This window comes from Bacillus sp. FSL W8-0645, assembly GCF_038007905.1.
Taxonomy (GTDB): Bacteria; Bacillota; Bacilli; order Bacillales; family Bacillaceae; genus Bacillus; species Bacillus pumilus.
Map to the genome: position 1 here is coordinate 3,355,614 of NZ_JBBOYC010000001.1, position 13,368 is coordinate 3,368,981.

At 43.4% G+C, this 13,368-nt stretch carries 10 protein-coding genes; 2 read left to right on the plus strand and 8 right to left on the minus strand.

Going from position 1 to position 13,368, the window contains the following annotated elements:
* The first annotated feature begins 253 nt into the window (after positions 1 to 253).
* Both NST39_RS17425 and NST39_RS17430 read left to right on the plus strand, forming a co-directional pair.
* Positions 254 to 1,024 (plus strand): WecB/TagA/CpsF family glycosyltransferase, encoded by a 771-nt coding sequence (locus NST39_RS17425; RefSeq protein ID WP_341029510.1) that lies wholly within the window; start codon positions 254 to 256, stop codon positions 1,022 to 1,024.
* Positions 1,025 to 1,035: 11 nt separating this feature from the next.
* Positions 1,036 to 2,223, plus strand: a complete 1,188-nt coding sequence (locus NST39_RS17430) for a CDP-glycerol glycerophosphotransferase family protein (RefSeq protein ID WP_341029513.1) — start codon at positions 1,036 to 1,038, stop codon at positions 2,221 to 2,223.
* 17 nt (positions 2,224 to 2,240) lie between these two features.
* Here NST39_RS17430 and NST39_RS17435 read toward each other — a convergent pair whose 3' ends face one another.
* The 8 genes from NST39_RS17435 to NST39_RS17470 form a co-directional block, all read right to left on the minus strand.
* Positions 2,241 to 4,871 carry a glucosaminidase domain-containing protein gene (locus NST39_RS17435; RefSeq protein ID WP_268453695.1) on the minus strand — a complete coding sequence of 877 codons (2,631 nt, stop codon included), beginning with the start codon at positions 4,869 to 4,871 and terminating at the stop codon, positions 2,241 to 2,243.
* Positions 4,872 to 5,193: 322 nt separating this feature from the next.
* Positions 5,194 to 6,144, minus strand: a complete 951-nt coding sequence (manA, locus tag NST39_RS17440) for a mannose-6-phosphate isomerase, class I (RefSeq protein WP_341029518.1) — start codon at positions 6,142 to 6,144, stop codon at positions 5,194 to 5,196.
* A gap of 146 nt (positions 6,145 to 6,290) precedes the next feature.
* A complete protein-coding gene (locus tag NST39_RS17445) occupies positions 6,291 to 7,112 on the minus strand; it encodes a carbohydrate ABC transporter permease (protein ID WP_341029520.1) in 822 nt (273 codons plus the stop codon).
* Positions 7,109 to 8,074 (minus strand): carbohydrate ABC transporter permease, encoded by a 966-nt coding sequence (locus NST39_RS17450; RefSeq protein ID WP_065098081.1) that lies wholly within the window; start codon positions 8,072 to 8,074, stop codon positions 7,109 to 7,111. Before NST39_RS17450 ends, NST39_RS17445 begins: the two co-directional genes overlap by 4 nt.
* Before the next feature lie 61 nt (positions 8,075 to 8,135).
* Positions 8,136 to 9,401, minus strand: a complete 1,266-nt coding sequence (locus NST39_RS17455; RefSeq protein WP_341029523.1) for an ABC transporter substrate-binding protein — start codon at positions 9,399 to 9,401, stop codon at positions 8,136 to 8,138.
* Positions 9,402 to 9,502: 101 nt separating this feature from the next.
* Positions 9,503 to 10,921, minus strand: a complete 1,419-nt coding sequence (locus tag NST39_RS17460; RefSeq protein ID WP_341029526.1) for a response regulator — start codon at positions 10,919 to 10,921, stop codon at positions 9,503 to 9,505.
* Entirely contained in the window at positions 10,915 to 12,357 is a 1,443-nt protein-coding gene (locus NST39_RS17465; RefSeq protein WP_341029528.1) for a sensor histidine kinase, read from the minus strand. The genes NST39_RS17460 and NST39_RS17465 overlap by 7 nt, the downstream gene beginning before the upstream one ends.
* Positions 12,354 to 13,355, minus strand: a complete 1,002-nt coding sequence (locus NST39_RS17470; RefSeq protein WP_341029530.1) for a sugar-binding protein — start codon at positions 13,353 to 13,355, stop codon at positions 12,354 to 12,356. The genes NST39_RS17465 and NST39_RS17470 overlap by 4 nt, the downstream gene beginning before the upstream one ends.
* Positions 13,356 to 13,368: the final 13 nt, after the last annotated feature.

Sequence of the window (13,368 nt, forward strand, 5' to 3'; positions counted from 1 at the left end):
CCTATGAAAGGTTAAGAAAATGTAAAGACAAACTATTTCCAATTTAATGGATAAAATAGTGAAAGTCCGAAAAATCAATGTTTTATTGAGTATCGTTCATATGAATTGATGAAAATGTCATGAAATTTAAAGGATTGTAAAGTTATTGTTAATGTTTCATGGAACATCTGTGATAAAATAATCTATAGGTTAAGAATGAATTTACAATGAACGAACGTTTATAGATAACTAGATAAAAAAGGAGGTCTAAACAATGCAAACTGAGATGGTCTCTAACCTTTCTTATGTAAACAGCAATTTAGATGAATTTATTAGCTATATGAACCAGCACCATATTTCTCAGAAAAGAGGCGCAATGATAGCTACAGTGAATCCAGAGATCGGCTATGCAGCTATGAAGGATCATGCATATCATCAAGTGCTCTCCTCTGCAGATTATGTACTGCCGGATGGCGTGGGCGTCGTACTGATGTCACGCATGATACAAAGTTCACTTAAGTCAAGAATTGCTGGCTTTGATGTCTTCATGTCTATGCTTGATCTAGCAAACAAGCAGTCTAAAAGTATCTTTTTATATGGGGCAAAAAAAGAAGTGCTTGAGGCTGTTAAACAGCGAATTGATACGGAATATCCAAATGTGGTCATTGCAGGCAGCTGTGACGGTTATCAAGCCGATAAACGTTTCGTAGCAAAGCAAATCGCTCGCTCGAAAGCAGATATGGTGTTCGTTGCTTTAGGATATCCAAATCAGGAGAACTTTATTTATGAATACCGTCATTTATTCCCGCAGGCTGTTTGCATCGGTTTAGGCGGAAGCTTTGATGTATTTAGCGGAACGGTGAAGCGTGCACCACGCTGGATGATTAAAACAAATACAGAATGGCTGTACAGACTTGTTGTGAATCCATGGAGATGGAAACGAATGCTGAATATTCCTAAATACGCTTTTGCCGTATTGAAAGAAAACAAAGGGAAAAAACGTTACTATCCTGAGCAAGTAAAGGATCAGACGAAGCAGCTGTGAGAGACTGACCAATGATAAATATACGCTCAATGATCATTTCAAGCTATGCAGCTTTCGTTTCTTTCATTGGATGGCTGATGAGCGGCGTCAAACCACGGGAAAACCAGGTGACGCTGCTTGTTTCATTTCAAGAGAATGCAGCTGCTCTTATTGATACTTATCAAAAACAGGCGAACATGACGATGAAGCTTACTGTCCTCTATACGAAGCATGCTTCTGCGATAGAAAAGGACGAGTCTCATCTGTCATTTCGCTATTTTCATGAAAAAAATCCTCTCCATCTCATTCAATGTATTTATACGATGTTTAAAAGCAAGGTTGTCGTGACAGATAATTACTTTCTCATGACAACTGTACTCAGAAAACGTCCTTCTACCACCTGTATTCAAGTATGGCATGCCAATGGGGCGTTGAAAAAATTCGGCCTTGAAGATGCTTCAAATTCGGAACGAAGTCCTGATGACATCAAACGGTTCAAACGAGTCTATACGTCTTTCGATTATATCGTTACAGGCTCAGATCATATGCGAGAGATTTTTAAGTCTTCATTTGGAGTCAATGATGAACGTTTTTTACCAACTGGGGTCCCGATGACGGATGTGTACTATGATCAGCGCCCGTCTTCCTTGAAGCCAAACGAATTTCCTAAAGGGAAAAAGATCCTGCTTTATGCACCGACCTATCGAGACTTTGCAATGGACGGGCTTGTCCTGCCTTTTTCAAAGGAGCAATTACAAACAGAGCTAAACGGCGATTATATTCTGCTCGTCAAGCTTCATCCTGCGGTCAAACATTTAGCGAAGGCGGAAACAGACGATGAATGGATATTTGATGTGTCCGATCAGTCGCTTTATCCATTGCTTTGTGCATGCGATGTCATGATCACAGATTACTCGTCGATTGTGTTTGAATATGCGCTGCTTGAAAAGCCTGTTTTATTCTTCACTTATGACTTAGACACTTATCGCGAGAAGCGCGGTTTAGTCGATCGGTATGAGGACATCATTCCTGGGAAGGCTTGCGTCACTCAAGACATGCTCTTGAATGAGCTGCTTCATCTAAATGAATCAGATCAACTAAAACGAATCAAAACCTTCGCCGAGGAATGGAATCAATATTCAAAGGGAAGGTCTAGTGAGCAACTCTTATCCTTTATTGAACAGCAGCTCTTACACAAAAAACGTCCGGCTTCTCATTAGGAAGCACGGACGTTTTTTTATTTGTTATAAACCGGGATATCGTAATAGAGCGTATAGTTATCAAGTAAGTTATACAAGCTATACATACGAGTGACTTGCTTATATGCCCAGCCAATATCTGTTGCATATTGATGAGTCGCTGCACTAGACCAGCGCATTTTATAAATCGTATCTTGTTTGTATGTGGCGTGATTGATATAGCTGTTGCCAATGAATTTTGCCCCGCCAATAATGGCTGCCTCTGGCGTAAACCATTGCTGTTCATACGCATATTTTGCACCGAGGTAATTCGGATTGCTGTCGTATGCGCCAATGCCATACATATTATATACTTTCTTTCCATTAAACATCGTACCATTCGCTAAAATGGAACCTCCGTTACCTGTTTCAAGCAACGCGTGAGAAATGAGATAAATTTCGTTGATATGATACGTTTTCGCTGCCGTAATAAAGGCTTGTCCTTTACCTGCAAGAATCCCTTTGCCTGCTAGAATCTTTGAATTCACTTCTGCCGGATTGAGATTCGCAGCTTCAGAGAGTTTCAGAAATTGAAAATAAGATTGAGTGCCCTCCGCAATATTGGCTGGGTCTACATATTTTTGCACCTCTGCTGCACTTGCATTTCTCCAGCCAAGGCTGATCTTGATCCAGTTTCCTTCTTTCCCAAGCTGTTTCACTTTTGCTCCTTTATTCAGCTGTGCCACGATGTTGCTTGCAGAGCTCGAATCAGGTGTCGAACGAACATTTAAGCCGTCCGTATTCACAGTTGACGTCGCCGTGTCGACATATGGTGCATATACATAGGCTGCGCCATCGGTCTGTGGTGACACCTTCATTTGCTTGTTCACCATCTCATTGACAGTGAGGTTGTAGTTCGTTTGCATGACCATTGGGCCATTTTTGATTTTTACAGCTGTAGCTGTCCAGCCATATTGACTTTTCACAAAAGCAATCGCTGCATTTACAGTTGGTAATCCTGTGAATTGCTGCGTAATGTTGATTTTGTAGGTTGGCTTCGTTGTTGTTTGATAAGCAGCTGGTTCATTCCGTTTTTTGAAAAATGCCATGCCTTGATCGCGCAATGCGGCTGTTGAGATGGCACCGGTTTTGATCTGATATTGAGCATAATCAGCTGCGCCTGTTTTTTGAGCAGCTGCTTTCATTTTTTGTTTCGTTAAATAGCTTAGTGCTTGATTCAGTTTTGTCTGATTCACCGTCGGCTCTGTCGTGATCCGGTATTGTTTAACCGCTTCTGTCAGCGTTTTTGTACTGCTGGCAACGCCATTTTTCTTGATAATTTCTTGAGCCTGCTTGACTTTACTTTGCTCATATACAGGTGTTGTCTTGAGACTATACGTTTTGCTGACAGCTTGTCCCTTACTTGTTGTGATGCTGCTTGTCACCTTCTGCGTTTTTAAATATGCGGCACCTTTATTTATTTTCGCTTGGTCCGCTGATTGATTGACGACAAGTCGATACGTGCTGTCAGATGCTTTACCTGTTTTTTTCGTTGTCGCTGATACCTTTTTCTTTTGGAAGAAAGCTGCTGCTTTTTTCGCTTGATCATCTCCCAATAGGTTTCCAGTCACTACTTGATATGGCTGTGTAGAAGAGATCTTTTTTGATGTGTAGCGCCATTTCTTTTTCTTGAAAAAGGCCACCGTTTTTCCGTATGCTGTATCGTTCAGTTGATTGAGCTTCACGATATAATTTTTTGTTTTTCCCACTCGCTGCACAGTCCCTGTAGCGCCGGTTTGTTTCTTAATCTGGGCCGCAGCCGAGGATGCTTGTTTGTTGTCTTTGAAATAGCCTGATTCCAAGCGATACACATTTTTTAAAGCGCCTGTCTTTTGAATCTTTCCGCTGATCTTTGCTTCTCTTTGGAGCTGGGTAAGAAGCGTCTGTGCTTTTGACTGGCTCACTTGTGCAGCTGATGTGACGATGTAATATGGCTTGCCTGCTGTCACCGTTTGAAGTACCGCTTTTAAACCAGACTCCTTTTGAAAGCCTTGTAGGATCGTATTCGCCTTACTTTGTCCAACGATACCGCCTGAAATCAACTGATACACAGTGCCAGCTTTGTTTTCAGTTTGGTATGTACTGGTGACACCGGCCTGCTTTTGTAATTCGGTTTGAATACTTTTGACTTTCGTTTCAGAATCAATGGTTCCTGAAATGATCTGATAAGAAGGTCTGCTTTGATTGATGACTTCATAGGTGCTATTAAGTCCTGATGTTTTCGTTAGCTCGAGCGAGAGCTTTTTCGCCTGAGCTTGATCATTGACGGGGTCAGATACGACCTTTTGTAAAGGAAGCCGGTCACCTACTGGCGACACTGTACCGCTCATGCCCGTCTCTTTTTTTAATGCAGCTGCACTTGCACTCGCTGCTGCTTGTGACTCATATCCTGAGGCAGTGAGCTGATAGGTCGACGTGTTTCCTGAGGTTTGATAAGTGGCTGTCCACTTTTTGTCCTTCTTCAATGTTTCCACTGCTTTTTTTACTTCTGATTCTGTTGTAAATACCTTTGAGGTGTTCATCGTATAAATGGATTGATCGACATAGGAGGCTGCTTGCGCTTCTTTGCCCGTCTGTATTGTCATACCAAAGGCAGCTGCGAGTAACATAATCTTGATGGTTTTTTTCACGTTCACTGTCCCTCTCTTACTTTGCATAATAGTCTACTAATCTCTTTATCGACAAAAACAAGTACTCTTTCAAGTCATTTATGCAATAGAAAAATAGAGGACCCCTTCGAAGTCCTCTCAGCGTGTAGACAAACCCTCGCATTCGGTGTCAGGTCTGCGCTTCGGTACTCACGAATGTCAAATTCGCTCCGCTCCGGTGCTCGTCCTTCCTAGACTTCAAAGGTTTTCTATCACGCTGAAAAGAAGACAAAGGGCAAAAATAAAGGTCATTTTCGCCCTTTGTCAACAATCTGAGAGGACCCCTTCGAAGTCCTCTTTTCCTTTATATATGCGATACAATCAGCTCACAAGTTCCTTCAATTGAGAAGCTCCCTGTTTCAGCTGGCAGGATAAAATGAGCCCCTTTAGGCAGTGGATATGTATGTCCATCATGCGTTAGAGCCCCTTCCCCGCTAATTACACTGCACAGCAAAAATGGATAATCTTGCGAAAGCTCTACTGCTTGATCAATTTCCCATTTATACACAGAGAAATACTCTGCTTCAACAAAAGTTCGAATGGTCAGCCCACGGCGTGTTTCAACTGATTCATCTGCATAACCATCTACATGGGGAACCGTTGTGACATCAATGGCTTGCGCAAAATGAAGTTCACGTTCATTGCCATTCTGATCTTTTCGTTCATAATCATATACTCGATAGGTTGTATCTGAGCTTTGCTGCGTTTCGAGGACAAGCGTTCCTTCGCACAGCGCATGAATGGTACCGCTTGGCACATAATAAAAATCACCAGGCTTAATCTTCACACGACGCAAAAGACCTTCCCAATCTCCACTGTTCATCATGGTCACAAGCTCAGTTCGTGTTCTTGCATTGTGCCCATAGATCATTTCTGCTCCTTCTTTGCAGTCAATGATATACCAGCATTCTGTTTTTCCAAGCTCGCCATTTTCATGTCTTTCCGCATAATCATCATCTGGATGAACTTGAACGGACAAGTCTTGGTTTGCATCTAAAATTTTGGTTAACAGCGGGAATCGATCGCCTTTTATTCCCCCGAACAATTCTCTGTGATTGTCCCATAGTTCGATCAGCGTTTTCCCTTTATATGGACCGACTTGCACGACACTTGGTCCGTTTGGATGAGCAGAAATTGCCCAGCATTCTCCCGTTTGATCAGAAGGAATATCATAGCCAAATTGATCTCTTAAGGCTGTACCTCCCCATATTCTCTCCTTCAATTCAGGCAGTAAAAAAATTGGTGACTGCTTCATTCAGGATGACTCCTCCCTTTGCTACCCTTTGATAATCCTTGCCAAGCTTGATGAAAACTAGCAAGTCTCAACTTTTATTATGACGCTATCTAAAGAGAAGTCAATCCTTTCAGTACACCAAATGAAAACGATAACACAAAAATATTTCATCCTTTGACAGAGCCTGCGAGAAGCCCTTTGACAAAGTATTTTCCGAGCAGAATATAAACCAAAAGTGTCGGCAGTGCGGCCAATATCGCCCCTGCCATTTGGACGTTCCATTGCACAATTTGACTGCCAGATAGATTTTGCAAGGCAACCATTACTGGCTGATGCTCTGCAGTGGTCATCGTGACTGCAAATAAGAACTCATTCCATACATTTGTGAACTGCCAAATCGCGACCACAACAAATCCTGTGATCGAAAGCGGAAGAATCATATGTCTGAAAATCCCGATAAACCCTGCACCGTCCATTTTTGCCGATTCAATCATTTCATCAGGAATGCTCACATAGAAGTTTCGAAACATGAGCGTTGTGATTGGGAGTCCATATACGACATGGACAAGCACCAAACCTGGAATCGAATTATACAATCCGACTTCGCGTAAAAATTGAATGAGTGGAATGAGGATACTTTGATATGGAATAAACATTCCAAACAGCATCAGTGTAAAGACCACTTCTGACCCTTTGAAACGCCATTTTGATAGGACATAGCCATTCATCGCCCCTAAGACAGCTGACAATAAGGTAGCCGGAATGACTAGATAAAGAGAATTCATTAAATTGGGCGCTAGCTTTTCAAATGCGATTTGATAGCTTGAAAAATCGAGTGTTGACGGCAGCGTCCACATTTTCTCAAGGGTCACTTCACTTAATGGCTTCAAGCTTGTGACGAGCATGACATAGACTGGCATCAGAAAAAAGAGACTGCACAAAATCAATAAAGCATAAAGGACTGGACGGACAAACCATCTAGCTGTCATGATGACGCCCCCTTCCGGCTCGACAGGAGATATGGCACGATAAAGACCGCAACAGAGATCAGCATCACAATCGCGATGGCGGCACCGCCTGCATAATGGTTTCCTCTAAAGGTCATTTCAAACATGTAAACACCCGGAACATCTGTGACAAAGTTTGCACCCGGTCCTGTCATCGAGTAAATCAAATCGAAAATCTTTAATGAAATATGAGCCATAATGATAATGACACTTGCAGTAATCGGTTTTAATAGAGGAAAAATAATCTTCCGGTAAATCTGCCACTCGGTTGCGCCATCCATTCTAGCAGCCTCTCTTACTTCCTCTGGAATGCCTCTCAAACCAGCCAAATACATCGCTAGAGAAAATCCAGTCATCTGCCAAACAGCTGCAATCACGACGGCAATCATTGCCGCAGGGATACCAAACTCAATTTTCCCCCAGACAAATCCGGCTAAAATGTTCGTATCCGTGTACCACTTAGGCTGGATACCAAGCGTCTTTAAAAATAGATTCACCCCAGTGGACGGGTTTAAAATCCATTGCCAGACGACCCCTGTCACAACGAAGGAAAGGGCCATTGGAAAGAAAAATAAATTCCGAAATAGAGATTCACCCTTGATCTTCTGATCTAGTAAAATCGCAAGTGCGAGCCCAGAGGCAATAACGGCTCCAATAAAGAATAGCGTAAAAAAGACCGTGTTCCGAAGATCAGACTGAAAGCGGAAATCTTGAAACAGCATCATATAGTTTTGAAGCCCTGCGAAAGAGAAATCAGGAACAAGCGAGGTCCAATTTGATAATGACACATACCCTGTCCAGCCAATAAAGCCGTAAACAAAGATGAATAACAACACAGCCGACGGGGCTAAAAATAGAAGCGCAAGCAGCTGATCCCCACTCCATTTTTTCTGAACACGTTTGACTTTAGGTGTTGCTGCTTTTGTGATCGGCGATGTATCCATACGCATGAAGCTACACTCCTTTTTAAAAAAGAGGCGGTGCTTAGTCGCCGCCTCCTCGTCTTTATTTCATTGAATCTTTTAAAGATGAAACAAACTGGCTGCTCTCTTTTTGTGTGACGAAGATATTGACGGCTTGATTCGCTTTTGTCACAAACCCTTCTTCAGCAGCTGAACCATGCGCGAGAGACGGCGCCAGCTTTGATTCTTTAAATGCCTTCATCGCCGATTTTCCGTATTCATCATATTTAGAAACATCTGCATCCACACGTGCCGGAATCGATCCCTTCAGCGGATTAAATGCATCCTGTCCTTCCACAGATCCTAAGACAGATAAGAATTTCTTCACGTTTTCTGGCTGTTTCACGCCCTTTGGCAGTCCAAATGTATCGGTGATCACCATAAAGCTTCCCTCTGCGCCAGGAGTCGCCACGTATCCAAAGTCTTCATTCACCTTCAGATCCAGATCATTCACAAAGTACCCCTTCGCCCAGTCGCCCATGACATTCATTGCAGCTTCCCCTTTTGCTACGAGCTGCGAGGCATCCTGCCAGTTACGTGAGCTGTGGTCATCATTGACATATTCAAGCATACGTCCAAAGATGTCTGCCGCTTCCTTCACTTTTGCGTCATCCATTTTCATGTCGCCAGCCCAAAGTTTTTGATAGTCATCAGCGCCTAAAACGCCGAGCAGCACACTCTCAAACAAATGCGTCGCTGCCCAAGGCTCTTTATCACCAAGTGCAAGCGGTGTAATGCCTTTTTTCTTTAATGCATCTGCTGTTTTGAAAAATTCATCAAAGGTCGTTGGCGGCTCTAAGCCTGCATCATCAAATACCTTCTTGTTATACCAAAGCACATTGCCCCTATGAATATTCACTGGTACTGAATAGATTTTCCCATCTTTGCTGACAAGGTCGATGAGTGATTCCGGAAATTTGTCCTTCCAGCCTTCTTTTTCATATAGATCGTCCAGCGGCTCCATTTTGCCTGCTGCGACCCAGCTCTCATTCAGCTCCGCTCCGCCATGTACTTGGAATGTAGCTGGCGGGTCATTTCCTTGCATCCGGCTAGTCAGAACAGCCTTTGCATTTGTACCAGCACCACCTGCGACGGCTGCATTTTCAATTGGGATGTCTTTATTTTTCTCTTCAAACAATTGAATAAGTGCTTTCAGTCCGTCCTCTTCACCTGCTCCAGTCCACCAAGAGAAAATGTCGAGCTTCTCTGCTCCGCCCTCTTTTTTCGCACCTGAGCTCGTCGATGAACTACAGGCAGTGACGATAAGCATACAAAGCACTAACAGCGTAAAGCCTAATTTAACCTTCATGATTGATCCCCCATCCCTATTTTGTAAGCGTTATCATAATAAGTATAATGGCAGATCCTTGCTTTTTTTAGGCAAACTTCTTCACTTTTTTATGAAATTCTTCATTTTTTTACGGTCTGTTTTCGATATTCCTTCGGTGAACAACCCACCATCTTCTTAAACACACGGCTGACGTAATTGGGGTCTGTATATCCTGCCTGATAAGTAATTTCTTTTAAACTAAGCGAGCTGTCTTTGAGAAGCTGTTTGATTTTATCCAGCCGGCAGGTGGTCACATACTCTTTAAATGTCAGCCCTGTCTCGTCTTTAAACCGTTTTGTGAAATAGGTTGGACTTAAATCAACATAGGCGGCAGTCTGCTCCAGCGTGATCTGTTCACAAAAATGCGTTTTGATGTATCGCTTTGCCCGCTCGATATCATTCACAGTCTGGTTTCTTGCTTCGTACACGTCAAATAAATATTCACAGCACTGACGGCATTCAGCTGCGGTGCTGATCGTTAATATTGGCCAGTCTGTTCGTAGCCGTGATTTAAATAAAATCAGCAGCTCTTTTAGTTGTGAAAGGGTCGCCCCCTCTAGCTCAAAGGCATCGAATAAAGCGAGCGCATCCTCTCTTCTCCCTTCTTCCATTGCCTGCATCATATCGTCTGCAAGCTCTGGCAGATGGATCAATGGATGAGACTGTTCTTCTGTTTGGTAAAAACCATAACGAACAACGCCGGGGCTCTTTTTTCGCTGATAATAGGAAAGCTTCGCCTCTGCTGCACTTTTCTGAAGATAAAGCGGATTTGAGACCGGGTGTCCTATGCCAACGACAGGTGAAGGCTGATCGTTTGTGGTGGCAGTTCGAATCGCCTGTAGGACATCTGCCTTTAAATGACCAGGCGCTTGGTGACGATAAATGAGACATGTAAACAACTCACCACTCACCTGAATCGGTACCGTATGAAAAAGGGGAGATGTCTGTAAATCCATCAACAGCTGATCCCCGATTGTCCGCTGCACAGCGATGACAAGACCTGCTTCGAATTCATGAAACAGTTGTTGAAACTCCGTAGAGGTATAGGATTGACCGTTTATGACATGAGTTTCAAGCCACTTTGACTGCTGCCCGGCCGCCACCGCCTGCCGCTGAGACGCCTCCTGCTGAATCTCTGCCGCAACCGTGCGAATGGCGGCGATGGTTTCATCTTTGTCAGCCGGTTTGACGAGGTATTGCTTCACCCCTTCTTGCATCGCTTGCTTGGCATAATCAAACGTATCGTAGGCTGTCAGCATAATAAATTTTGTATGAGGGCTGCTCGCTTTGATTTGCTTGATCGCTGTGAGTCCATCCATTCCCGGCATCTGAATATCCATGAGTACAAGATGAACGGGCTCAGTCCGCACGAATTCAACCGCCTTTTTTCCATTTTCAGCTTCTCCTGCGATATGACACTCTGGAAGCCAATCCGTCATGAACTTCCGCATTGCTAGTCGTTCTATTTTTTCATCATCCACAATCAGCACGTTCAGCATGATGGTCCCTCCTTCATCGGAATAGCCAATTGAATGGTGGTGCCTTCGTTTGGCTTTGAGTCAATTTGCAGGGCATCTTTTACCCCATAAAACAAATGCAGCCTTGACATCACATTTCGAAGACCGATCCCTGTCGAGTGCCCTTTACTCAAGATGTTTGGATCTTCCTCTTCTTTTTCTGATAGCAATCTCCTTTTCTCTTGTTCGTTGATTCCCATCCCATTGTCCCGAATCCGAATCATCACATAGCCGCCTTCTTGATAGATCGAGAGTTCGACAAGCCCGTTTTCCTCCTTTGGTTCGACGCCATGAATAAAGGCATTTTCAACAAGCGGCTGTAAGGTGAGACTTGGGATATGTACAGATAAACACGATTCATCTATGATCGTTTTGCATGTGATACGATCGGCAAATCTCGTTTCTTGTATATGAAAATATTCTTTGACCACTTTTACTTCTTGTTCGAGCGTAACGGATGCACTGAGAGCTGACAGCGAATAACGCATGAGAGTGGAAACAGATTGGATCAACCTCGATGTGGCATCCGCTGATTCTAAGTAAGCCATGCGTGAGACGATGTTTAAGGTATTAAATAAAAAATGTGGGTTCATTTGGTTTTGCAGCGTTTTCAGCTTCATGTCTTTGATTTTTTGATCTAAGGCTGCCTTTTGTTTCATCTCTTCAATCATCATTTTCATCTCTTGACGCATTCGCTGAAAAGCCTCATTTAATACAGAAATTTCATCCTTTGAGGTGACATGCAAGTCCGCTCCATCAAAGTTTCCTTCTGATACTTCCTTTACGCTTCGAGAGAGATGGACGATCGGTCTTGATATCCCGCCAGCAATCATATACGCCATCCATAAGGCGACCCCAATGGACAGCGTAAACAAACATAGGGTAAAGAGCGCATAGGTTTGGTGTCTTTTTTGCAGAGATTGATAAAGTACTTGATACTCAGACAATTCATCATCAAGCAGGGTCATCGTTTGCTCTTGTATGTAGGAGGAGACGGTTCTTACTTCCTTCACACTTGCTGCATATTCTTTGATTTTCCCTTCTTTTACATATGTCATGGTCGCATCACTTTCATTGATGAGCGTCCGCATCATATATTGATATTTTTCAATAGAAGGAATTGCCGCATGAAGCCCGGCATCTTTTCGCAATGCCTGGTCGTAGGATTTCATTATTTGTTTTGAAGCTAGATATTCTTTGGCAAACTGCTGATCCTTTTCAATCGCATACGCATTGACCTTTTCATACATCGTTTTTGCCTCTGTCGATATATCATTAAGCAGGAGAAAAGAACGAAAGCTTCTGCTATATTCTGATGTGATATTCGAGCTGCTCCAATAGACGAAAAAAGCGGCCACGTTACCAACAAACACAAGGATTAAAAATGCCAGTAGCAACTTACTTCGAATCCTTCTCACGGCTGCACCCCCTGCCTTCTGTCTGTTTGCTGCAGCGGCAGATCCTCGCGCCGAATCACACTCGTTCCTGTGTATTGAAGCGGTTCTTCTTTTTCACCTTTCTGCAAACGCACAAGCGATTCCACTGCTTGGTAGCCCATTTCATAAGGGTGCTGAACAACGACGGCATCAATCTCTCCATCATCGAGCGACTGAATCGTATCTGGTAACGTATCAAATGCGAGTACATAAAAGTCTGTGGACGATTGATATTGCGCTGTTGCTTGAATGATACCTGCACCATCTAATGCACTCGTACCGTAAAATGCAGTGAGCTTCGCATGATCGTTTAATAGTTTATACGCGGCACCGGAGGCCCCTGATTTGGTAATGGCTGATTCTTCTATTCCAGCAATATGAATGCGTTTTTCAACGGCGACGGCGTCTCGAAACCCTTTGACGCGCTGCTTTTGATGAACGGCATCAAGCCTGCCTGTGACAATTCCTACATACTGTTCGCCTTTTGTATCTGCAATGAGTGCCTGTCCTGCGATAAAGCCAGAATAATAATTGTCTGTGCCTACATACACTTGACGCTTGCTCCCCTCTGCATCCGTATCAACGGTGACAACATCAATGCCTTTATCCCTCGCCTTCTGAAAAAGCGGTTTGTATTTCTTCGCATCAAGACCCTGTGTCATAATGCCATCGACATGCCCTGCGATTGCCATATCAATGGTTTTCAAATGGTCGTCTATATCGGCTTGCTTCGGACCCAAATATTCTAAATACACGCGATGAGCGGCTGCCGCATCAGCAGCTCCCTTTTGTACCAGCTGCCAATATTCATTATCAAGTTCCTCCGGTACAAGGACAAAGTGATATTGATAGGTTGTTGACGTCTTTTCGGAAGCGCTTTCAATTCTAAATAAATCTTGACCTAATGATGTTAAAAAAATGACAGATACGACACAAAAAGTGAGAAAGGCGCTCACCCCGATCCACTTTGATACTTTCACCACATCCTCCCCC